The 22,362-nt window shown below is 64.7% G+C and carries 18 protein-coding genes; 7 read left to right on the top strand and 11 right to left on the bottom strand.

Features of this window, described 5'->3' with window-relative positions:
- Nucleotides 1-33: 33 nt before the first annotated feature.
- The 7 genes from AC5Y42_RS11210 to AC5Y42_RS11240 are packed head-to-tail and all read right to left on the bottom strand — an operon-like array spanning nt 34 to nt 9,377.
- Nucleotides 34-1,200, bottom strand: a complete 1,167-nt coding sequence (locus tag AC5Y42_RS11210) for a CaiB/BaiF CoA transferase family protein (RefSeq protein WP_499898149.1) — start codon at nt 1,198-1,200, stop codon at nt 34-36.
- Nucleotides 1,193-2,113 carry an SDR family NAD(P)-dependent oxidoreductase gene (locus AC5Y42_RS11215; protein WP_499898150.1) on the bottom strand — a complete coding sequence of 307 codons (921 nt, stop codon included), beginning with the start codon at nt 2,111-2,113 and terminating at the stop codon, nt 1,193-1,195. Before AC5Y42_RS11215 ends, AC5Y42_RS11210 begins: the two co-directional genes overlap by 8 nt.
- Nucleotides 2,114-3,946 carry a flavin-containing monooxygenase gene (locus AC5Y42_RS11220; protein WP_499898151.1) on the bottom strand — a complete coding sequence of 611 codons (1,833 nt, stop codon included), beginning with the start codon at nt 3,944-3,946 and terminating at the stop codon, nt 2,114-2,116.
- A gap of 49 nt (nt 3,947-3,995) precedes the next feature.
- On the bottom strand, nt 3,996-5,351 hold the full coding sequence (locus AC5Y42_RS11225; protein ID WP_499898152.1) for an aromatic ring-hydroxylating oxygenase subunit alpha: 1,356 nt from the start codon (nt 5,349-5,351) through the stop codon (nt 3,996-3,998).
- A 25-nt stretch (nt 5,352-5,376) separates the two neighbouring features.
- Nucleotides 5,377-6,231: an SDR family NAD(P)-dependent oxidoreductase gene (locus AC5Y42_RS11230; RefSeq protein ID WP_499898154.1), complete on the bottom strand. Its 855-nt coding sequence runs from the start codon at nt 6,229-6,231 to the stop codon at nt 5,377-5,379.
- Between the two features lie 9 nt (nt 6,232-6,240).
- Entirely contained in the window at nt 6,241-7,674 is a 1,434-nt protein-coding gene (locus AC5Y42_RS11235) for an aldehyde dehydrogenase family protein (RefSeq protein ID WP_499898155.1), read from the bottom strand.
- Entirely contained in the window at nt 7,674-9,377 is a 1,704-nt protein-coding gene (locus AC5Y42_RS11240; RefSeq protein ID WP_499898157.1) for a thiamine pyrophosphate-binding protein, read from the bottom strand. Before AC5Y42_RS11240 ends, AC5Y42_RS11235 begins: the two co-directional genes overlap by 1 nt.
- Before the next feature lie 276 nt (nt 9,378-9,653).
- On the opposite strand from AC5Y42_RS11240, the gene AC5Y42_RS11245 reads away from it, so the two are divergent.
- The 5 genes from AC5Y42_RS11245 to AC5Y42_RS11265 are packed head-to-tail and all read left to right on the top strand — an operon-like array spanning nt 9,654 to nt 15,850.
- The gene (locus tag AC5Y42_RS11245; RefSeq protein ID WP_499898159.1) at nt 9,654-11,261 is read left to right on the top strand and encodes a Vgb family protein; all 1,608 of its coding nucleotides are present in this window, start codon (nt 9,654-9,656) and stop codon (nt 11,259-11,261) included.
- Nucleotides 11,254-11,994 (top strand): GntR family transcriptional regulator, encoded by a 741-nt coding sequence (locus tag AC5Y42_RS11250; RefSeq protein WP_499898160.1) that lies wholly within the window; start codon nt 11,254-11,256, stop codon nt 11,992-11,994. The genes AC5Y42_RS11245 and AC5Y42_RS11250 overlap by 8 nt, the downstream gene beginning before the upstream one ends.
- A 43-nt stretch (nt 11,995-12,037) precedes the next feature.
- The gene (locus AC5Y42_RS11255; protein ID WP_499898635.1) at nt 12,038-13,600 is read left to right on the top strand and encodes an AMP-binding protein; all 1,563 of its coding nucleotides are present in this window, start codon (nt 12,038-12,040) and stop codon (nt 13,598-13,600) included.
- A gap of 1 nt (nt 13,601) precedes the next feature.
- Nucleotides 13,602-14,375: an SDR family NAD(P)-dependent oxidoreductase gene (locus AC5Y42_RS11260; protein ID WP_499898161.1), complete on the top strand. Its 774-nt coding sequence runs from the start codon at nt 13,602-13,604 to the stop codon at nt 14,373-14,375.
- Entirely contained in the window at nt 14,360-15,850 is a 1,491-nt protein-coding gene (locus tag AC5Y42_RS11265) for an AMP-binding protein (RefSeq protein ID WP_499898163.1), read from the top strand. Before AC5Y42_RS11260 ends, AC5Y42_RS11265 begins: the two co-directional genes overlap by 16 nt.
- On the opposite strand, the gene AC5Y42_RS11270 is transcribed toward AC5Y42_RS11265, so the two are convergent.
- The 4 genes from AC5Y42_RS11270 to AC5Y42_RS11285 all read right to left on the bottom strand — a co-directional run bounded on the left by AC5Y42_RS11270 (nt 15,835) and on the right by AC5Y42_RS11285 (nt 20,607).
- Nucleotides 15,835-16,299: an SRPBCC family protein gene (locus tag AC5Y42_RS11270; RefSeq protein ID WP_499898164.1), complete on the bottom strand. Its 465-nt coding sequence runs from the start codon at nt 16,297-16,299 to the stop codon at nt 15,835-15,837. The two genes, AC5Y42_RS11265 and AC5Y42_RS11270, sit on opposite strands and share 16 nt — an antisense overlap.
- A 6-nt stretch (nt 16,300-16,305) precedes the next feature.
- Entirely contained in the window at nt 16,306-17,139 is an 834-nt protein-coding gene (locus AC5Y42_RS11275) for an alpha/beta hydrolase (protein WP_499898636.1), read from the bottom strand.
- Between the two features lie 181 nt (nt 17,140-17,320).
- Nucleotides 17,321-18,937, bottom strand: coding sequence for an AMP-binding protein (locus tag AC5Y42_RS11280; RefSeq protein WP_499898166.1), 1,617 nt, complete (start codon nt 18,935-18,937; stop codon nt 17,321-17,323).
- Entirely contained in the window at nt 18,934-20,607 is a 1,674-nt protein-coding gene (locus AC5Y42_RS11285) for an AMP-binding protein (protein ID WP_499898168.1), read from the bottom strand. The genes AC5Y42_RS11280 and AC5Y42_RS11285 overlap by 4 nt, the downstream gene beginning before the upstream one ends.
- A 71-nt stretch (nt 20,608-20,678) precedes the next feature.
- Between AC5Y42_RS11285 and AC5Y42_RS11290 the strand changes: the two genes are divergently transcribed.
- Entirely contained in the window at nt 20,679-21,599 is a 921-nt protein-coding gene (locus AC5Y42_RS11290) for an alpha/beta hydrolase (RefSeq protein ID WP_499898170.1), read from the top strand.
- Nucleotides 21,600-21,607: 8 nt separating this feature from the next.
- The gene (locus AC5Y42_RS11295) at nt 21,608-22,246 is read left to right on the top strand and encodes a class I SAM-dependent methyltransferase (protein ID WP_499898172.1); all 639 of its coding nucleotides are present in this window, start codon (nt 21,608-21,610) and stop codon (nt 22,244-22,246) included.
- The last annotated feature ends 116 nt before the right edge of the window (nt 22,247-22,362 follow it).

Consider the following 22,362-nt stretch of genomic DNA (forward strand, 5'->3'; position numbering starts at 1 on the left):
TATGACACCGCACACTCGGCGCTGTGGGGGAGACTACTTCGCGTCGGCAGCCAGGCCGAGTTCATCGAGCACGTCGGCGGTGTCGGCACCCAGTTGCGGGGCGGGGCCGGTGACCCGGCCCGGGGTACGCGAAAACCAGGTGGGCACACCGGGAAAACGCACCGGCCCATGCGGCGTTTCCACCGTCTGGAAAAACCCGGCGGCAGTCAGGTGTGGGTTGTCGAACAGGTCGGCGGGAGCACTCAGCGGCGCCGCAGGTATCTCCAGTTCACGGAACAGCTCCAACCACTCGGCGGTTGTCCGCTCCTTGAGTGTTTCCGCCACCAACGCGTAGACGGTGTCGATCTGACGTGCGCGCCGCTCGAGCGTGGCGTATTGGGAGTCGGCCCACGGTGGTCGCACCGCGTTGATGAAGGCCGCCCAGTGCTTGTCGTTGTAGATCAGCGCCGCGACATACCCGTCACTGGTGCGGTACGGCCGCCGATTGGGCGCCACCGTGCGGGGATAGACTGCCGGGCCGAGCGGAGGATCGAACATCGCGCCATTGGCATGCTCGACCAGCATGAAGGACGCCATCGTCTCGAACATGGCGATCTCGACTTCTTGTCCTTCACCGGTGCGTTCACGGTGATAGAGGGCCATCATCGTGGCGTAGAGCGCCGTCAGCCCGGCAACCTTGTCCGCCATGATGGTTCCCACATAGCTGGCCTCACCGGTGAGTTGTTCCTGAACGGCCGGCAGTCCGCAGGCCGCCTGGATGGTGTCGTCATAGGCGGGTAGATCCCGGTCCGGCCCGCGCCGGCCATACCCGTAACAGTTGGTGTAGACGATGCCGGGGTTGATCGCAGCCACGTCGTCGTAACCGAACCCGAGCCGGGCAATCGCCTTGGACCGCATCGAGTGGACGAACACGTCGGCGGTCGCGACCAGCGCTTGCAGCGCTGACTTCCCGGGCTGCGACTGCAGGTCGAGCACGATGCTGCGCTTGCCGCGGTTCACGTTGACGAACACACCGCTCATCGACGGTTCGGGCCCGACCGAGATGTAGCGGGTGTTATCCCCTTGCGGCGGCTCGACTTTGATCACGTCGGCGCCCATGTCGGCCATGATCTGAGTGCAATACGGCCCCATCACCATCGCGGTCAGATCGACGACCCGCACACCGTCCAGCGGACCGGTCGGGTTGTTGGCGCTAGCCATGATGCGCTCCTTGAGCCATCGCGAAGCTGTAGCGAATGTGATCGACGTGGCCGTCCGGAACGACCGGAAACATCACCGGCGCGGCCGCCTCGCCGATGGCGGCCATCTGGTCGCCGACTTCCTCGATCGACCACGACGGCTGGTATACGCCGGGGGTCTCGCTGATGACGGCCTTGGCTACCCGGCCCGCGATGGCGATCAGCATTTCCCCGGTGATCGAGCAGGCTTCGTGAGCCAGCCAGCCCACCACCGGCGCCACCAGCTCGGGATCCATCGGCGGGTAGGCCGAAGTATCCAGGCCTTCAGCCATTCTGGTAACCGCGGACGGGACGATGACGTTGCAGAACACGTTGTCCGCGGCTCCTTCGAGCGCGACGACGTTGGAGAGGCCGATGATGCCGGCCTTGGCGACGGCGTAATTCGCCACGCCGTGGTTGCCGTACAGCCCGCCGATCGACGACGTCAACACGATGCGTCCGAAGTGTGCGTCGCGCATCAGCGGGAAGGCGGGCCGTACCACATGAAAGGCGCCACGCAAGTGGACATCCAGCACGGCGTCGAAGTCTTGGTAGGTCATCTCCGCGAGCGATGCCCGGCGAACAGTGCCCGCGTTGTGGATCAGAATGTCGATGCCACCGTAGCGATCCCGTGCCGCCGCAACGACGGCTTGGCCGCCGGCGGCGGTTGCCACCGATTCGGTGCAGGCCACGGCCTCGCCGCCGGCCGCCCGGATTTCGTCGACCACCGCATCGGCGGGGCCAGGATCGGCGCCGTCGCCGGTCAGGCTGCCGCCGGTGTCGTTGACGACGATCTTGGCGCCCCTGCTCGCGAGCAGCAGGGCGTAGGCGCGGCCCAACCCTCGGCCGGCGCCGGTGACGACGGCCACCCGATCGTCGAATCTCAGTTCAGCCATTCACGTTCCCAACACGAGGCCGTCGAGATCACCCGTGTCGCGCCATTGCGCCAACAAGTCGCCGAAGGCGTAGAAGCCGGGTCCATAAGGCTCGCCGAGGTGTGACCGAATGCCTTCTCCCCCGCCGCCGCCTTCGTTGTTGTAGTAGCCGGGCGTGCATTGGGCGTCGAACGCCGAGTTGTCAATCGCGGTCTCGCGGATCGTCGTACCCCAAATGTTCTGAGCCTCATGGCTCGGCTCCACCGTCGTGGCGCCGCGGGCCAGGGTTTCGGCGATGATGTAGGCGATATGCTCGCCCTGTAGCTCGTAGTTGGCGGCGATGTTGGCGGAGATGCCCACTTGGGTGAAGCCGGTGAAGAACTGATTGGGGAAACCCGCGCTGGTCATCCCGTGCAGTGTCTTGTAGCCGTCATCCCAGTAGTCGAACAGCGACAGCCCGTCGCGGCCTTCGATCGCATCGATCGAATAGCGCCGGCTGAGCTCGGTCGTGATCTCGAAGCCGCTGGCGTAGATGATGCAATCGACTTCGTACTCAACGTCATTGACCGCCAGCCCGTTCTGGGTGATCCGTTCCACCCCTTTGGACGACGACACGTCGACCAGGGTCACATTGGGCCGGTTGAACGTCGAGAGGTACTCGTCGTTGGAAAGCGGCCGCTTGCAGAGGAACCGGTAGTAGGGCTTGAGCGCCTCGGCGGTCCGCGGGTCTTCGACGATGCTGTCGATGCGGCGCCGCAGCCGCTCCATGACCTTGTAGTCTTCTTCCTCCCGAATCGCCATGAACTGCTCCGGAGTCATCGACGCCGGGTCCTCCAGTGCCAGCACCCGTGTCGCCGTATTGCGACCGAGTTCGGTCCAAAAGTCGCAGACCAGATCGGGCTGTCCCAGTGCCATCCCCTCGAATGTCCAGGAGTGGAAGTTGCGCTGCCGCTCCTTCTGCCAGCCCGGCTGTAGGGACTTCACCCACTCGGGGTCGGTTGGCGCATTGTTGCGCACGTCGACCGACGACGGGGTGCGCTGAAACACGTACAGCTGCTGGGCATGGCGGCCCAGAAACGGCACGATCTGAATCGCCGTGGCGCCGGTGCCGATGACGGCGACACGCTTGTCGGCCAGCTTGTCCAGTCCACCGGTGGCGTCCCCGCCCGTATAGCCGTAGTCCCAGCGCGACGAGTGGAAGCTGTGGCCGTTGAAGTCCTTGATCCCGGGGATACCGGGCAGCTTGGGCCGGTGAAAGGGGCCCGAAGCCATCACGACAAACCGCGCGCGGATGTCGTCGGCGCGGTTCGTGCTGATCCGCCAGCGCTTGAGCTCCTCGTCCCAGTGCAGCGCGCGCACCTGGGTGGAGAAGATCGCGGAATCGTAGAGACCGAAGTGCTTGCCGATCCGCCGGCAATGCTCGTAGATCTCGGCGCCGTCGGCGAACTTCTTCGAGGGCATGAAGTCGAGCTCTTCGAGCATTGGGATGTAGCAGTAGGATTCGTTGTCGCACTGGATGCCCGGATAGCGGTTCCAGTACCAGACGCCGCCGAAGTCGCCGCCCAGCTCGATGATGCGGACATCGTCGACGCCGGCCTTCTTCAGATGGGCAGCCGCGAGCAACCCGCCGAAGCCGCCACCCAGTACCGCGACGTCGATGTCCTCACTGATCGGATCGCGCGGTGTGATCGGCGTATACGGATCGGTTTCGTAGTAGCCGGCGAAGTCGTCTTCGAGCTCGATGTACTGCTTGGAACCCTCGGCGCGCAGCCGCTTTTCGCGTTCCTGTTGATACTTTTCGCGCAGCGCCGGGATGTCGATGTCATCCGGGGTATCTGTCGACTCGCAGGTCATAAGCGCCGCTCCTCCTCATCGCTTCGCTCTGCATCGTCGCCGGCGCGGGTCACGCGAGCTCCTTTGGTTCGCCGGTGCCCATGTACTTCGACAGCTGATAGTGCAGATTGACCGTGCTGCGTTCGCGGTACGGGTTGGGTTTGGTGCCGGGGAAGCCAAGAGACTTCATGCCCTGCTGCACCGCGGCCATGTTGGAGAAGTCCTGCGGTAGCACACTGAGCCAGTTCGGGTCACCAACCGGGGTGTAGACCCATTCGGTCTGCGGCTCTTGGCCCTTCGGGAAGAGTTCGAACACCGCGACTTCGAAGATGCACTTGTTCGGGTCATAGCTCGGGTCGGGGCGGGCGCTGTAGCACAGTGCGCTGGTCAGGCCCTGACCGATCTGGAAGTTCGGGAAAATCTGCCATGCGGTTCCACTCTGTCCCAGGATGTCGGGCGGGATCGTCGGCCAAACCACACCGCGCGCGGCGTCGTCACGGCGCGCCGATGACAACCAGTGTTCGAGGACCTGATCGGCCGGGGTGTCTTCAGGCAACTCGTCGACCAGCCGCATGGCAGCATCCACCAGCGTCTGAGTGGTGGTGGCATTGGTTTCCTGCAGTGTGTAGAGCTGCATTTCGGCGGTCGACACGCGAGGGTCCGCACCGGTGCCGAGCCGGACTTTGGACTTGGTCGCCTCGAGTTCTTCGGGAGCCTCGTAGCCGATGTTGCTGTGCCTGCCCTGCGCCTTGGCCCAGCCTTTGAATTCGCCGAACTTGTTGAACTCCGGATGTGTTGTCGCGACGTGATACGTCTCGTTGAAGGCCTCCATCGCGACCTTCCAGTTGCAGTCGAACTGCAGCCATTTGCGCCACTTGTAGCGCATGTTCTCCAAGCCGAACGGGTCGAGGATTTTCGCGGCCGGATGCAAGTAGTCCATCAGCGACTCGCACTCGGGATCCATGTTGATCCACAACCAACCGCCCCAGGTGTCGACCCGCACGCTTGCCAGATGGGTGTTCTCGGCGGTCAGCGTGTTCTGCCAGTCGGGTTGCTCGCGGATGTAGGTGCACGCGCCGTCCAAGCCGTAAGTCCAGCCGTGAAACCCGCAAACGAACGACTTCCGCGCGCGCCCACAGCCGTTCTTCGCGCCCGGTGGAGTGTCGATCAGGCGGCGGCCGCGGTGCATGCAGACGTTGTGGTGGGCTTTGAACTCGCCTGCCCCGGTGCGCACGACGATGATGGAATCGTCGAGGATGTCATAGGTGAGATAACTGCCCACCTCGGCCAACTCCTCGACCCGGCCGACCTGCAGCCACACTTTCCGCCACAGCTTGTCACGCTCGGCCCGCGCGTAGTGTTCCGAGATATAGGCGTCCACGCCGATCGTCACGGGCGCGGACAGCTCTTCGCCGTTGGTCGTCACTGCGTCCTCGCTTCTCGAACTCGTATCATGCATCTTCCCAACGCTTTATCGCTGCGCGGAACGATTCGTCCTTGAGGAACAGGGAGGTGTTGTCCGCGTCGAGATGGCTCCATTTGAGGCTCAGGCCGCCGTCGACGAGGAGTGTCTGTCCGGTGATGTAGCTCGACAGATCGGACAGCAGAAACAGGATGGCGCCGGCCTGTTCCTCGGGCCGACCGCGCCGCCCCATCGCAATCGCCCGACGATCGCGGTCTGGATCGTCGTCGACGTAGGTGCGTGAGGCCGCCGTCTCGGTGACGCCCGGCGCAACCGCGTTGACTCGGATGCCGTCCGCCGCCAGTTCGACCGCCATGGTGCGGGTCATCGCCGCCACCGCGGCCTTGGCCGTTCCATAGGCGATGTGAAACGGCGCGGTGTTCATGCCGCTGATCGAGGCGATCGAGACGATAGACCCGGGACTGCTGTGTTTCTTCAACTCCGCGGCCACCGCTTGGCTCATGAAGAACGTGGTTTCGAGGTTGGCGGCAAACAGCTCTCGCCAATCGGTTCGGCTCACCCGAGTCGACGGCATCCACGTCGACGGCGCCGCGCCACCCGCGACATTGACAAGTCCATACAGCTCGCCCGGGATGGAACCCACCTGGTCGATCACCGTGGCAATGCCGTCATCGGTCGACGCGTCGGCGGCCACCGGCACGACCGAAAACCCTTGTTGTGCCAGCGGTGCGATGTGCTGATCGAGGTTTTCCTTCGATCGGCTCACCGCGACCACGGTGGCTCCCGCCTCGGCTGCCATGGCTGTCACGGTGGTGCCGATGCCACCACCGCCGGCGCCGGACACCACGACGATGCGACCCTCGAGATTCAGGAGGTTACCCATGGCTTGCTTTCAGCCGGCGGATTCCGGTGAGTAGCCGAGAATCGCCTTGGTTTCCAGATATTCGTCGAAGCCGAACTCGCCCCATTCGCGTCCGTTGCCGCTGCGCTTGTAGCCGCCGAAGCCCGCATGGAAATCGAATCCGTCGTTGATCACCACCCATCCCGACTTGAGCCGGCGCGCGATTGCCCGAGCCTTCTCGACGTCGTCGGCGGCGACGTAGCCGGCGAGACCGTAATCGGTGTCGTTGGCGATCTCGATGGCCTGGTCCACGCCGTCGTAGCCCAGGATCGACAGCACCGGTCCGAAAATCTCCTCCCGGGCGATCGTCATGTCGTTGACGACCTCGGCGAAAACCGTTGGCTTGACGTAATAGCCCGTGTCCAGCCCGTCGGGACGTCCGGTCCCGCCGGTGACCAGGGTGGCGCCCTCGTCGATGCCCTTCTGGATCAGCGCCTGGATCTTCTCGTACTGGGCGCCGGAAACCACCGGTCCTAACGCGGCATCCCCGGCGGGGTCGCCGACGGTGAGCTTCGACGTGGCCTGTCTGGCGATATCGATGGCTTCGGCCATCCGGGTGTTGGGCACCAGCATGCGCGAGGGCGCGCTGCAGGTTTGCCCGGAGTTACCCATCATGCTGGTGACGCCGGCGCTGACGTGCTCGGCGAAGGCCGCATCATCGAGAACGATGTTGGGTCCTTTCCCACCAAGCTCCTGGGTGACGCGCTTGACGGTGGGTGCGGCGTTGCGGGCGATTTCGATGCCGGCCCGCGTCGAGCCGGTAAACGACACCATGTCCACATCGGGATGGCCGGCGAGTGCCACGCCCACGCCTGGGCCGTCACCTTGCACCAGGTTGAACACGCCGGCGGGAACACCTGCGGCATGCAGGATCTCGGCGAAGATCTGGGCCGAGAACGGTGCCATCTCCGAAGGCTTGAGCACTGTCGTGCAGCCGGTCGCCAGCGCTGGGAAGACTTTGACGGCAACCTGGTTCATCGGCCAGTTCCACGGCGTGATCAGGCCGCAAACACCGATCGGCTCTTTGACGATCAGCGTCGCGCCGCGCTGCTCCTCGAAGGTGTACGACGTCAGCACGTCGATGGCAGTGTTCAGGTGCCCGAGTCCTAACCCGACCTGAGGACCGGCGGCGAGCGCCGCCGGCGCGCCCATCTCTTCGGTGATCGCCGAGGCGAGATCACCAGCGCGCTGCTGGTATTCGGTGAGAATCCGAACCAGAACGTCGAGCCGTTCCTCTTTACTGGTCACCGACCAACTGGTGAAAGCCCGCCGCGCCGCCGCGACCGCCCGGTCGACATCAGCGCTTGAGCCAAGCGCAACCCGCCCGCAAATCTGTTCAGTCGCGGGGTTTTCGACGTCGACGGTCCTTGGCTCGGCCGGCTCGACCCATTGGCCGTCGATGTAGAACTTGAGGTATTCACGCATCACTGGGTTCCTTCGGCGTACCAGGTCCGGAATTCGTCGTAGCTGGGCATCTCCTCGGAATTGACCTTGGGGTCGATCGGCACGTGGATGACGCCGACTTTGCCGCTGGCGTAGGCCCGTTCGATCGCCGCGCCGATATCCTCGGCGTGTTCGACGTATTCACCGTGGCAGCCGAAGCCCTCGGCGATCTTGTCGAATCGCACATCCTTGCTCCAGTGCACGCCGGTCTCGAGCGATCCCTGGCCGAAGGTGCGCTTGTACACGCCCACCTCGAGTCCCCACTGGTGGTCCACGCCCACCACGCAGACCAGTGGCAGACCCAGGCGCGCAGCGGTTTCCAGTTCCGAGATATGGAACATGAAGGACGAGTCGCTGGTGAGCAGCATGACCGGCCGCTTTTTGCCGTCGGCAACCGACGCCCCGACGGCGTACGGCAGGCCGGTCCCGATGTGGCCGAAGTTCTGGTTCCAGATGACGTCGTGCGGCTTGGCCTGCGAATAGGTCCACTGGAAGATGACCGTCGCGCCGCCGTCACGGACCAAGATCCCGTCTTGAGGGAAGACCTTCGTCGCTTCGACCACGAAACGTGCGGTGTGCAACGGTGTTCCGGACGGGGCGGTTTCAGCGAGCTCTGCGACGCGTGCCGCATCCCGCGCCACCCAGTCGTCGAGTTCGGCTGAAGCGCTGCGTGGTGAATCCTTGAGGGCCTCGACAAGCTGCGGAACGATTGCCCGCAGGTCTCCGACCAGCGGGACGTCGATGCGCCGGTTCACGCCGATGGCTTTGGGATCGAGTTCGACGCCGATCCACTTCCTGCTGGCGTCGTTGGCAGCCCAATGCCGGCCCTTGCCGTAGTGCACCGGCTCGCCGAGCTCGGTGCCGATAGCGATGCACAGATCGGATTGCACCACCGCCTCGACAGCCGACGGCGAGAACCCGTACGGGAACGTGCGATCCTCGATGCCCTTGATGAATGCGGTTCCGCCGGACGTCTGGATCACCGGGCAATTCACGAGTTTGGCGAGCGCCTCCACCGATTCTCCGGCCCGGGCACATTGCACGGCGTGGCCGACCAACAGAATCGGCTGATCGGCTTTTCTGATCAGCTCCACCGCCTTCTCGACCATCTGCGCGCTCGCGCCCTGGTTGACCAGACGGTAGGAGTCCGGCGGCAACGGTGCCGGCACGTCGAGTTCTTCGAGGATGACGTGCGCCGGATATTCGATGTAGGCCGGGCCGGGTGTGCCCGTCTGCGCGCTGCGCAGCGCTTCGCGGACAATCTCATCCGTCTGGTCGGCGTATTCGATGCTGGCCGCGTACTTCACCGATGGCGCCAGCAGCGGGATCTGCGAGACGAACTGGATGCGGCCGCGTCGCACCCGCTGCTCGGTGATGCGGGCCCGCTGACCGCCCAGGAAGATGACCGGCGAATTCTCGACTTTCGCGCACATCATTGATCCGGCCAGGTTGGCCAGGCCCGGCCCCAGAGTCCCGATACACAGGCCGGGCTTTCCGGTCATCCGCGACACCGCGTCGGCCATGAACCCGGCACATTCCTCGTGATGTGGCGCCACGACATCCCAGCTGCGCTCTTCCGCGGCATGAAACAGGTGAACGAAATTCGGGTCCGGGATGCCGAATAGCGTTTTGATGCCCTCTGCTTCGAAGAGGTCGAGGATCCGCTCGTACACCTTCACGGTCATGGTCAGCTCGCTCCGGTTCGCCGGATTTTGACCGTCAATTGTCTGGACAAGATGTGCTCTCCCGGTACCATTTGAGAATCTGATTCTAAGTTACGCAGAACATGATTCATCAGTCATGCTGCACGGTCAAGGATGCGGTTTTACGCCCGGTAGATGACGATCGAATCCGGCCTCGGCCGAACACCAGCGGCCGCAATGCGCGCCAAACGGACCTCTTGTATGGACTAATTGTGGTTGCTAGCCTTCCAGCCACCGACTACCGGGAGAACATCGTCGATGACGTTGCAAGACGGCCGCTATCCGGTCGGTACTGTGCCCAGCCTCGCCGAAGGCTGGGCGTTGGACCGGCTCACGGCGCCGAGTCGACTGTTCGGCGCCAATGGCCTGCGCACCGGCCCCGACCGTCGGGTCTACATCGCGCAGGTGACCGGCAGCCAAATCAGCGCCCTCGACATTGGGACCGGGCAACTGAACACCATCAGCGCCAGGGGCGGGGACATCATTGCTCCCGACGATGTGGCCTTCGACCCGAGCGGCAATCTCTACGCCACCGAGGTCATGGACGGGCGAGTCAGTGCCCGCAGCACCGATGGGCGCACCCGGGTGTTGCGGGACGACGTCCCTTCGGCCAACGGCATCACGTTCCATCAGGGCCGGTTGTTCATCGGCGAATGCCGCGAGGGGGGACGGTTGCTCGAACTCGACCTCAACGGCGGTGCACCGCGAGTGCTGCTGGAGAATGTGCCGTCGCCCAATGCCATGGAGGTCGGCCCGGACGGCTTGCTGTATTTCCCGGTGATGGGCGCCAATGAGATCTGGCGGATCGACCCCGAGGGCGGCGAGCCGCAGCGAGTCGCCGCGGGTCTCGGCGTCCCGGATGCGGTGAAGTTCGACAGCCAGGGCCTGCTCGTCTCGACTCAGGTGCACAGCGGCCAGGTGCTGCGGATCGATCCGCGCACCGGCGATTCCACGGTGCTGGCCACGCTCAACCCCGGCCTGGACAACCTGGCGTTCGTGGGCGACCGGCTGTTCGTGTCGAATTTCACCGGCGAGATCACCGAGGTCCTCGACGGCGGCCAGACGCAGACCGTGTTGCCCGGCGGATTGAATTGGCCGTTGGATCTGACCGTCGGTGCTGACGGTGAGCTCTACATCGCCGACGGCACGTATTTCTATGTGCTGGGTCGCGACGGCGATTTGCGGACCGTGGGCATGTTGTTCACCCCCGGCTACCCGGGGTTCCTGCGCGGTGTGACGGCAACGGGACCGGGCGAGTTCGTCGTCACCACCTCGGGTGGACAGGTTGCGCGGTATCGGCCGGCCGACAGCGAAACCGCAGTGCTGGCTGACGGATTCGATCAGCTCTACGGTGTGGCGGTCGGCCCCGGCGACGACGTCGTGGTCGCCGAACTCGGGACGGGACGGGTGTTGTCGATCCGCGGCGGCCAGGTTGCGGTGATCGGCTCCGATTTGTGCGAGCCGGTCGGTGTGGCGATCGCACCCGACGGCGGTTACCTCGTCTCGGAAGCGGGTGCCGGACGAGTGGTCAAGCTCGACGGATCCCGCGCCGATACCGTGCTGGACGGTCTGCAGCGGCCCCAGGGCATCCTGGTGCACGACCGGCAGCTGTATGTCGTCGACGCCGGCGCCAAGGCGCTGATCGCGTTCGATCTCCAGGGCCGCGGCCGTCGCACGATCGCCACTGAGTTACCGGTCGGCGCGCCCGCGGGTGTGGTGCCCAAACCGCTGCGGGGCATGCCGCCGTTCTCCGGCCCCCAGGGTCCGTTCGCCGGTATCGCCGCCGGCCCCGACGGCACGCTCTATCTGTCAGCCGATGGCGACGGCAGTGTGCTGGCCTTGCGCCGAGTGGGCCACCATGCCTGATGCGCAACCAACCGACCATCGTTATCTGCAGGTCGCACGGACCCTGCGCAAAGAAATCGTCGACGGGGTCTATCCCGTCGGATCGCAGCTTCCCACCGAACATCAACTGTGCGAACGGTTCTCGGTCAGCAGGTACACCATCCGCGAAGCGTTGAGACGACTGAGAGACGACAACCTCGTCGCATCGCGGCCGCGGGCCGGCACTCTCGTCGTTCCCCGGCCGTCCTCCGACTCCTACATGCAAGACGTGGTGTCGATCAACGACCTGCTGGCGTTTGCGACCGGCGCGCAATTCGCTATCGATTCCACCAAAATGGTGGTGATCGACGCCGAGTTGGCAACCCGGACCGGCCTGATCAGCGGCGAAGAATGGCTGGCCGTGTACGGCTTCCGTCAGGTGGAGGGCGCCGCGTTCCCGGTCTGCCGGACCGAGTACTACATCAACCGGGTGTTCGCCGCCGTGGGCAGACTCTTGCAACGCCATACCGGTCCGATCTTCCCGCTGATCGAAGATCTCTTCGGGCTGAGCATCGTCGAGGTACGCCAAGAGATTGCCGCCGTGCTCATCTCACCGGCATTGGCCGGCGAACTCAGCGTCGCCGCCGGAACACCGGGACTCGAAGTGCACCGCACCTACACCACGTCGGACGGCGACGTCGCGCAGGTCACCATCAATACCCACCCGGCAGCGCGCTTTCGCCACTCGATGACGATGCGACGTGTCCGGGGCTAAGGTGATTCGTCTGGTGAACGCAGAACTGATCGCTGGTCGAACAATGCGCCGGGGCGACGCGCGCGCGGCGGACGTGTATGCCTGCGGGTGGTGGGTCGCGGGCACACTGGCCGATTCGCTGGCCGAGGCCGCGCAGCGCACACCGCAACGAATCGTGGTGGTCGACGGGCAAACTCGGCTGGACTGCCGGACGCTCTACGCCCAGTCGACGGCGCTGGCGCAGGCCATGGTGGAGCGGATGCCGGTCGGCAGCGTGGTGTCGTTCATGCTGCCCAACTGGTACGAGGCCACGGTCATCTACCTGGCCGCGACGATTGCCGGAATGGTGGTGAACCCCATCCTGCCGTCCCTGCGGGATCGTGAGCTGACCTTCATCCTCAAAGACTGCGGCAGTCGAATGGTCTTCGTGCCCAGTGGGTCCGAGCGCCACGACTATCTGTCGATGCTGGATCGGGTGACGGCCCAGTTGGATTCTCCCCCGCAGGTGGTCGCGGTACGTGAGCGTGGCGACGGTGCGCACACCTCGTTCGAGTCGTTGCTGCAACATCAGACGCCACCTGCCGCGCTGCCGGCGCTGAACCCGGATGCCGTACGCATGGTCCTGTACACCTCCGGAACGGCAGGTCGCCCGAAAGGCGTTCTGCACAGTCATAACTCGATGCACGCGTTGATTTGCCAGATCCGTGACTACTGGCAAGTACGTCCTGGTGACACGTTTTTGGTACCGTCACCGATCGCGCACATCGGCGGCTCGATCTACGCCTTCGAATGCCCGCTGATACTGGGTGCCACAGCGGTGCTGATGGACCGCTGGGACGCCGACGCCGCCGTGCAGCTGATGCAGGACGAGCGCTGTACCCACATTGCCGGCGCGACACCGTTTTTGGAGCAGATACTTGCGGCCGCGCAGCGTGCCGATACCCGGCTGCCGGATTTGCGGCTGTTCGTTTGCGGTGGCGCATCGGTGCCACCGCCACTGATCGAGAGCGCCGCAGCCTATTTCGAGCAGGCCGTCGTCACCCGGGTATACGGCTCAACCGAGGTCCCCGTGACCACGGTCGGCTCGCCACACGACGCCCACCAGGCCGCGGTTACCGACGGCCGCGCCGGCTTCGCCGAGATCACGCTCCGCGACGGCGAAATCCGCGCACGCGGGCCGCAAATGCTGATCGGATATCTGCATGCCGAAGACGAGGCCGATGCGTTTGACGCCGACGGCTACTTCCGCACCGGCGACCTCGCACACTGGGTCGATGACGACTACCTGGTGGTGACGGGCCGCGCCAAGGACATCATCATTCGCAACGGCGAAAACATCGCGCCCAAGGAGATCGAGGACATCCTGATCACCCATCCCGGCATCGCCGAGGTCGCCGTCGTGGGCCTACCCGACGATCGCACCGGCGAGTGCGCCTGCGCCGTCATCGTGCCCTCCGATCCACCCGCGCCCGACGTCGCCGCACTCCGCGACTATCTGCAGGAGCGGGGGCTGGCGAAGTTCAAAGCGCCTGAGCAGTTGGTCAGCTGGGCGCAGTTACCCCGAAACGACGCGGGCAAGGTGTTGAAGCATCAGATCAAGGCGGCGCTGATGAGTACGGAGCAGTGACATGCGGGTTGCGATCGTAACCGGAGCCACCGGCGGTATCGGATTTGGCTGCGCGACCAAACTCGCCGAGATGGGCATGGCCGTGCTGGCGACGGGGCGCAACGCCGACAAGCTCGCCGAATTGGCTACCGCCGTCGGGAACCCGAACCAGATCGCCACCGTTGCCGTCGACCTGACCGAGGACGCCGCGCCGCGCCGCATCGTGGATACCGCTGTCGACCGCTGGGGTCACATTGACTATCTGGTCAACAATGCCGGGGTGGGCAGCCCCACGCCGCTGCACGAAACCGACGACGCGACATTGGACTACTTCCTGGACGTGATGCTGCGTGCGCCGTTCCGATTGGCCCGGGATGTCCTGCCGCATATGCAGCCCGGCTCGGCCATCATCAACATCACCTCGACGTTCGCGGTCGTAGGCGGGCTTCGCGGCGGGCCCTACTCGGCGGCGAAAGGCGGTCTGACCGCGCTGACCACTCACATCGCCTGCCAGTACGGGTCGCAGGGAATTCGTTGCAACGCGGTGGCGCCCGGGGTGATCCAGACGCCGATGACCGAACAGCGGCTGGCCGACGAGCGATTCCGCCGAATGAACCTCGAGATGACGCCGCATCAGCGGTTGGGCACGGTTGACGACGTTGCCAGTGCTGTCGCGTTCTTGTGCTCGCCCGGCGGCAGTTTCATCAACGGCCAGACGATCGTGGTCGACGGTGGCTGGTCCTCCACCAAATACCTCTCGGACGTCGCACTGACCTCGCAGTGGACGGCTCGGTGAACCTGTTCGCGCTGCTGGACCAAGCCGCGCTGCGCTTTTCGGATCGCGGGGCGGTCTATCACGGGGAGCAGTGCTTCTGCACCTGGGCAGAACTGCGGCAACGCGCGTTGCGGCTGGCAAGTTCGCTGCGGGAACACTGCCCGCCCGGCACCAGAATTGCGATTGCCAGTGAAAACCGCCCGGAGCTCGTGGAACTGCTATTCGCGATTTGGGCAGCCGAGTGCGTCGCCGTCCCGATCAACTACAAGCTGCACCCGCGGGAGATGGTTCAGATTCTCGACGACGGCGGCATCTGCCAGGTCTTCGCCTCGGCGACCGTCGCAGCCCAGCTCGCCCCGAGCAGCGATGCTCCCATCGAAACGATTGGTAGCCAAGGCTATTCGGATCGGCTTGCTGCGTCACCCGCGACCCCGCCGTGCACAGATTCATCGGCATTGGCCTGGCTGTTCTATACCAGCGGCACCACCGGCCGGGCAAAGGGCGCCATGCTCACCCATCGCAGCCTGACCGCGATGACTCTGGCCCACCTCGCCGACATCGACAGCCCCGACGAGGATTGCAGCTTGGTGCATGCAGCGCCGATGTCACACGGCTCCGGGCTTTACATCCCGGCCTACGTCCTGCGCGGGGCCCGCCAAGTAGTGCCGGCAAGCGGCGGCTTCGACCCCGACGAGTTCCTGGATCTAGGTGACCACCACCCGGGTTGCAGCGCGTTTCTCGCCCCGACCATGGTGCAGCGCCTGACGGACACCGGCCGCGCGCGTCCGAGTCAGCTGCGAACGATCATCTACGGCGGTGGTCCGATGTACGTGGACGGCATCAAGAAGGCGATGGCGGTGTTCGGGCCGATCTTCACGCAGATCTACGGCCAGGGCGAATCCCCGATGACCATCACCGGCCTGCGCCGCGCTGACTACGAAAAGGCTGACGACGCGGTATTGGGTTCGGTCGGATATCCGCGGTCGGGTGTGGAAGTCGCGGTGCTGCGCGACGACCGCACACCCGCGGATACCGGCGAAATCGGTGAGATCGTCTGTCGCGGCGATGTCGTCATGTCCGGTTACTGGAACGACGCGGCAGCCACTCGCGACACATTGCGGAACGGCTGGCTGCATACCGGCGACCTGGGTTCGTTCGATGAGCGAGGCTGCCTCACGCTGCGTGACCGCTCGAAGGATGTCGTGATCAGTGGCGGCAGCAACATCTATCCGCGCGAGGTGGAGGAGGCGCTCTTGGAGCACCCCGCCGTGTCGGAGGCCTGCGTCGTCGGCGCACCGGACCCGGAGTGGGGTGAGATCGTGGTCGCATTCGTCGTCGGCTCGGCGGGCACCGACGAACTCGATGCACATCTGTTGCAGCGCATCGCGCGCTTCAAACGCCCGAAGCGCTATGTGGTTGTGGAACAGTTGCCGAAGAACAGCTACGGCAAGGTGCTGAAGCGCGAGCTGCGGATGGCGTTTCAGGCTATTGACTGAAAGTGGTCGCGGATGCCCGCCAGCATCGCGATGTGCGCATTGACTGCTTCACGCGTGGTGATCGCGGTTAGCGGGCGGGGCGCCGCGATCTGGATGCGTTCGATGATGCGGGTGCCGGCAGCCATCGACTCAAAGGACACCCGGCCGCCCAGGCGAACCCGCGGAAACTGTCGCGCTTCGGTGATCACATCGCCCCGGCGGGGAACCTGGAGGTGTGCCCAGTAACTGACACGTAGATTCAACCGCCCCAGCGGGATTCGATCCGTCACTCGGTAAACCTGTTCGTAGCCGTCGTCGGTTTCGCGATGCAGTGTCGTGCGTACCGCAACGACCAGCGGGTGCACTGTTCTGATGTTGTTCAGATCGACATAGAAGTCGCGCACTTGCTCCGGCGTCGCCGCTACCTCTTCGGTCAGCGTCCGCTCGACCTGGGTGATCCACCAGCTCACAGTGGGCTAACCTACCGCCGCGACGACATGGCCTGCGATGAAGTCGTACATCTTGGCGGTGATGTCCGGTGAGTCCCCAAGGATGTTGTAGCCGTGGTCGACTCCGCCGACATCGTAGTGCTCGATCAGCGAACCGGCGGACTCGAGTTTGCGCGCATAGTGGACAGCCTCGTCCCGGAGGCGGTCCAATTCCGCGGTGATCACAACTGCGGGCGCGATACCGGCGATGTTGTCGGCGTTGGTTCCCCATCCTGGTGACGCCAGCCGATCACGGCGTTGCAGCGGGTCGGGGATGTACGCAGCGTCGAGGATGTCACCCATCCACGGCTGGAAGACCGCTTTGCGGCCGGCAGGTGTGTGCTTGTGTTTGGCCCGCGTCACCAGATCCACCGGCGCGTAGTGCAGCACTTGAAGTTTGATCTGCGGCCCACCGTTTTCCAGTGCAAGGCGGGCGGCTGCGGCGGCCAGATTGCCGCCGGCGCTCTGGCCACCAACGCAGAGCCGGGTGCCGTCCCAATCCCGGTCGGGCGACGCCGCCCAGGCCACCACGTCGTAGATCTGTTCGACTGCAACAGGGAAGCGGTGCCGAGGCGCCAAGGCGTAATCCGGGTTGATCACAACGGCTTTGGCGTGGGCAGCCAGGTAGCGACACCACGGGTCGTCCTGCTCGGGATGCCCGACGGCGAATCCTCCGCCGTGCACATTGACATATACCGGCGGCCTGGCATCGGCATCGGCATCGACATCGGCCGGCGGTAGGTAGATCGTTGCCGCGAGCGGTCCATGACGGGTGGGAATCGTCGCGTCCGTGCTGCGACCCGGGATGTCGTCGAACCGCAACTCCGCGGGCGGCGTGGTGCCACCGGCCACCGCGGCGAACAGTCGTGCCATGGGGTCGGCAATAAAGGGCAGCGACAGCAGCGGCATGTCAGAATTCAACCAAGCGAGCACCGCCAGACAGAAGCCAGGGTCGTGATCGGGCATAGATCGCAGCCCTGGCTTCTGCTTCGCGGAAGGAGGCTCACTCCAACCCGAATAACCGCAGGCTCTGCTCGCGCATGTCGACTTTGCGGACCTTGCCGGTGACGGTCATCGGGAATTCGTCGACGACGTGGACGTACCGAGGAATTTTGTAGTGCGCCAGCTTGCCGGTGGCGAAGGCGTGGATGGCTGCGGCGTCCAACGGAGCGCGTCCCGGTTTCATCCGGATCCAGGCGCAGATCTGCTCACCGTATTTGTCGTCGGGCACGCCGATGACTTGTGCGTCCTCGATGTCGGGATGGGTGTAAAGAAATTCCTCGATTTCACGCGGATAGACGTTCTCACCGCCGCGGATGATCATGTCCTTCAAGCGCCCGACGATGCGGCAGTAGCCGTCGTCACGCATGACCGCAAGATCTCCGGTGTGCATCCACCCCTCGGCGTCGATCACGTCGGCTGTCTTGTCCTGCTCGCGCCAGTAGCCCAGCATGACCGAGTAGCCGCGCGTGCAGAACTCGCCGGGCTGACCCCGTTGGACGATGTCGCCGGTGTCGGGATCGACGATTTTGATTTCGACGTGCGGGTGCGCACGTCCGATCGTCGCGGTGCGCCGGTCTAGATCGTCGTCGATGAGGGTCTGGCACGATACCGGCGATGTCTCGGTCATGCCGTAGGCGATGGCGACCTGGGCCATGTTCATTTCAGCCATGCAGCGCTTCATCACCTCGACCGGGCACACCGACCCCGCCATGATTCCGGTGCGCAGCGACGACAGATCGGTGCCGGCGAAGGCCGGGTGAGCCAGCATCGCGAGGAACATCGTCGGGACGCCGTAAACACCGGTGCAGCGTTCGCGTTCGACGGCGGTCAGCGTCGCTTCGGCGTCGAAACCGGGTGCCGGAATGACGATTGTGGCGCCGTGGGTGGTGCAGCCCAGGTTGCCCATCACCATGCCGAAGCAGTGGTAGAAGGGCACCGGAACGCACAGCCGGTCGCCCGGACCGAGGTTGAGCAATTCGGTGACGAAGAACCCGTTGTTGAGGATGTTGCGGTGCGACAACGTCGCACCCTTCGGGAAGCCGGTGGTTCCCGAGGTGTATTGGATGTTGATCGGATCGGTGTTGCGCAACCCGCGCAGGCGCGTCCGCAGTTCGTGTTCGGCGCACCGCTCGGCCCGGTCCCGCAACCTCTTCCAGTCGTCGGTGTCGAGAAACAGAACGTCTTTCAGATCGCGGCATTGCGGGCGGACCTCCTCGACCATGCCGCGATAGTCGGAACTCTTGAACGCCGTCGCCGCGATCAGGGTGCGCACACCGGACTGATTCAACGCGTAGCGGAGTTCGTGGGTGCGGTAGGCGGGATTGACGTTGACCAGGACGGCGCCGATCTTCGCTGTGGCGTACTGCACGATGACCCACTCGGCGCAGTTGGGTGCCCAGATGCCGACGCGTTCACCCTTCTCCACGCCCAGCGACATCAATCCTCGTGCCATCAGGTCGATCTCGGCGTTGAGTTCGGCGTAGGTCCATCGCCGGCTACCCATGACGTCCACCAGCGCCTCGGCGTCGGGCTTGGCCGCAACGGTGCGCTCGAAGTTGGCCCCGATTGTCTCCTCCAGGATCGGGACATCGGTCGGCCCGGCGTCATAGGCCTTCATCGGATCAGATCCTCGTAGCGGTATTCGGTTGTGATCGGCCCGCCTGCCAGGGCCTCTTCGCGACGGCGTAGCTTCACTCGCCGGATTTTGCCGGAGATGGTCTTCGGCAGTTCGAAGAACTCGATACGCCGCACCTTCAGGTAGGGGGCGACACGGTCCCGCACATACTCCATGATCACGCGAGCCGTGTCGGCGCTGGCCTCCCATTCGACGGCCAGCGAGACATAGGCTTTCGGCACGCACAACCTGGTGTCGTCGGGCTGGGGTACGACGGCGGCTTCGACGACCGCCGGATGCTCGACGAGCACGCTTTCCAATTCGAACGGCGACACCTTGTAGTCCGACGATTTGAAGACGTCATCGGTACGACCGATGTAGGTGATAGCGCCGTCGACGTCGCGGCGCGCGACGTCACCGGTGTGATAGTAGCCGCCGGCCATCGCCGCGGTATTGCGTTGCGCATCACCGAGATAGCCGGTCATCAGATTAACCGGGTGAGCGCTCAGTTCGAGGCAGATCTCGCCCTCGTCGGCGGGCTGGCCGCTGATGGGATCGACCAACTTCACCGGCACGCCGGGCAGTGGGCGTCCCATCGAACCGGCCTTGACCTGTCGGCCCGGCAGGTTGCCGATCAACAACGTGGTCTCCGTCTGCCCGTAACCGTCGCGGATGGTTAGTCCCCAAGCGCGTTGCACGTGCGAGATCACGTCGGCGTTCAGCGGCTCGCCCGCGGCCACAATCTCTCGCAGTCGGTCGGGCCTGGCACCCAGATCGGCCTGAACAAGCATGCGCCACACCGTCGGTGGCGCGCAGAACGTCGTCACGTTCCCGCGCCGCATTTGAGTCAGCAGCGCAGCGGCGTCGAATCGGTGATAGTTGTAGACGAAGATCGACGCCTCGGCGATCCACGGCGCGAAAAAACAGCTCCAGGCGTGCTTGGCCCAACCCGGTGAACCGATGGCCATGTGCACATCGCCAGGCCGCAGCCCGATCCACGCCATCGTCGACAGATGTCCAACCGGATAGCTGACCTGCGAATGCTGCACCAGCTTGGGTGTGCTCGTGGTGCCGGAGGTGAAGTAGATCAACAGCGGGTCGTTGACGTCGGTGCGCGCCGTAAAAGGGTGCACACCGCCCAGCTCCGAGGCCTCGGCATAGCACTGCCACCCGTCGACCCGAGCGCCCACCGCGATTCGGGTGTAGTCGCCGATGGCGTCGTCGAACTTGACGGTGTCGGGGGCGTTGGCGATCACCGCCCGCGCCGCGCCGCGGCTCAGTCTGTCGGCAACATCCGCCGGTTGAAGCGCGTTGGTCGTCGGCATGATGATCGCCCCGAGCTTGGCGATGGCCAACATCGATTCCCACAATTCGATCTGGTTGCCGAGCATCAGGATGACGCGGTGCCCCTTGCCGACGCCGAGCCCGTCCAGCCATGTCGCGACCCGGTCAGAGCGTTCGGCCAACTCGGCGAAGCTGACCAGCTGGTCGGCACCGTGTTCTTCGACGATCCGCAGCGCGGTGCGGTCGTTGCCTCGGGCGATGACGTCGAACCAGTCGGTGGCCCAGTTGAAACGACCGGCGAGCTGCGGCCAGACAAACGCGCCGTCGGATAGATTGCCGGCCAGGACCTGTTCACGCGCGGTGCGGTAGCGATCGGTGTTGGTCGCCATACCCGATAGCATCCACCGCCGTGGGCACAGATGTCTCCCAGATCGGTCGACATCGATACCGTTAGCTGACAGTGGACAGGAAATTTCAACTGCGGCTCGACGTCAGCGCAGCCGTCGGCGAACCGGCCTCGTTGGCCGCAACCTATTACTCCACCGCCACACCAAACCCAACGGTGCTGGTATGCCTGCCCGGCGGAACATACAACCGGGGCTATTGGCACTTGGACGTGCCAGGCCATCCCGGCTACAACTTCGCCGACTACGCCGTCCAGCACGGCTGCTCGGTGATAGCGATCGACCCGCTCGGCACCGGCGACAGTACCCGGCCGGCCCGTGAGATCGCCCTGGCCGATATCGCGGCGGCGTTAAACTACGCGATCTCCGGTCTACCCGAAATCACCGGCAGCACAGCGCCTCCCGTTGCAGTGGCCCATTCGTTGGGCGGCTATCTCGCGATCTTGCAGCAGGCCGCCGCCGCCAGTTACGCGGCGCTGGCCATCCTCGGCTGCACCAACCAGCACGTCGCGCCGCTGAACCTCGACCCGGAATTCATCGCGGCGGCCGGCACCGCCCAAGGGCGCGCGATGCTCATCGAGCAATTCGCCGGAATGATTCCCGAGCGGTACATGGAAACCTCACGCGATTGGCTGCAGAGCTGGTTCCACCTCGCCGACGTCCCGGCAGCCGTGCTGACCGCAGATACGTCGACGACGTTATCGGTTGCACCGCGCTGCTTTTCGGCTGCGGCGATCCCGGGTGTGACCGCCGAGGAAGCCGCGTCGGTAGCGGTGCCGGTTTTCCTCGGCTACGGCGAGGTCGACGTCTCACCGGATCCGCGGGTCGAGGCGCAGTTCTACAGTCGCAGCCCCGATATCACCACGTTCATCGTTCCTGGCAGCGCGCACTGCCACAACATGGCAACGACCCGCCGGCTGTTGTGGCAACGGCTGCTGGCCTGGATCAGCGAGGTGGCGAGTTCGGCAGCTGGGTAGGGTGAATCATGGCCACGGCTCGACGACGCGGTTTCAACGAGACCGTCACCCGGTTCTGGAGTTTCGCAGCACCCGCCTACAACCTGCCAGTGCTGCAGCAGTGGGTCTACCGGCCGGCGCAAGACGAGGTGATCGAGCAGCTGGTTGCCCACGGTTCTCGTCGGGTGGCTGACATCGCCTGCGGTACCGGCGTTCTGGCTGATCGGATCGAGCGTGAATTGCGACTCGACGAGGTCTACGGCGTCGACATGTCCGACGGGATGCTCGCCCAGGCGCGGACGCGGTCGAACCGGGTGCACTGGCTGAAAGGCCCGGCCGAGCATCTTCCGTTTGACGATGGTGCGCTCGAGGCGGTCGTGACCACCTCGGCGTTTCACTTCTTCGACCAGCCGGCGGCATTGCGCGAGTTTCACCGGGTGCTGGCGCCCGGCGGGCTGGCGGCGGTCGCAACGCTGAGCCCGCGACAGCCGCTGCTGCTGCACAGCCTGTCGGCAAACCGGTGGAATCCCTCCCACAACCCGTCGCCGCCGGAGATGCGCGGGCTGTTCGAGAACGCCGGGTTCACCGTCAGTGAGCAGCACCGGGTACGGCGGCCGAGTTGGACAAAGATCCTCTCGGATCTGATCACCGTAGGGGTCAAGAACTGACGCCGGTGTCGTGCTGTAACGGCACATGTGCTGCTCGAGGACTATTTATGGAGAGTGCGGGGTAAGCGTCGTGGGTTCTCACGGGCGCGGCAGACGTGATCTAGGGGTAGCGGGAT

The sequence above is a fragment of the Mycobacterium sp. NGS48 genome, from assembly GCF_059812585.1.

Excerpts from the sequence above, each read along its gene's own strand:
- AC5Y42_RS11210 (WP_499898149.1), bottom strand. The coding sequence starts at position 1,200 with ATGGCTAGCGCCAACAACCCGACCGGTCCGCTGGACGGTGTGCGGGTC.
- AC5Y42_RS11215 (WP_499898150.1), bottom strand. The coding sequence starts at position 2,113 with ATGGCTGAACTGAGATTCGACGATCGGGTGGCCGTCGTCACCGGCGCC.
- AC5Y42_RS11220 (WP_499898151.1), bottom strand. The coding sequence starts at position 3,946 with ATGACCTGCGAGTCGACAGATACCCCGGATGACATCGACATCCCGGCG.
- AC5Y42_RS11230 (WP_499898154.1), bottom strand. The coding sequence starts at position 6,231 with ATGGGTAACCTCCTGAATCTCGAGGGTCGCATCGTCGTGGTGTCCGGC.
- AC5Y42_RS11235 (WP_499898155.1), bottom strand. The coding sequence starts at position 7,674 with ATGCGTGAATACCTCAAGTTCTACATCGACGGCCAATGGGTCGAGCCG.
- AC5Y42_RS11240 (WP_499898157.1), bottom strand. The coding sequence starts at position 9,377 with ATGACCGTGAAGGTGTACGAGCGGATCCTCGACCTCTTCGAAGCAGAG.
- AC5Y42_RS11245 (WP_499898159.1), top strand. The coding sequence starts at position 9,654 with ATGACGTTGCAAGACGGCCGCTATCCGGTCGGTACTGTGCCCAGCCTC.
- AC5Y42_RS11250 (WP_499898160.1), top strand. The coding sequence starts at position 11,254 with ATGCCTGATGCGCAACCAACCGACCATCGTTATCTGCAGGTCGCACGG.
- AC5Y42_RS11255 (WP_499898635.1), top strand. The coding sequence starts at position 12,038 with ATGCGCCGGGGCGACGCGCGCGCGGCGGACGTGTATGCCTGCGGGTGG.
- AC5Y42_RS11260 (WP_499898161.1), top strand. The coding sequence starts at position 13,602 with ATGCGGGTTGCGATCGTAACCGGAGCCACCGGCGGTATCGGATTTGGC.
- AC5Y42_RS11280 (WP_499898166.1), bottom strand. The coding sequence starts at position 18,937 with ATGAAGGCCTATGACGCCGGGCCGACCGATGTCCCGATCCTGGAGGAG.
- AC5Y42_RS11285 (WP_499898168.1), bottom strand. The coding sequence starts at position 20,607 with ATGGCGACCAACACCGATCGCTACCGCACCGCGCGTGAACAGGTCCTG.
- AC5Y42_RS11295 (WP_499898172.1), top strand. The coding sequence starts at position 21,608 with ATGGCCACGGCTCGACGACGCGGTTTCAACGAGACCGTCACCCGGTTC.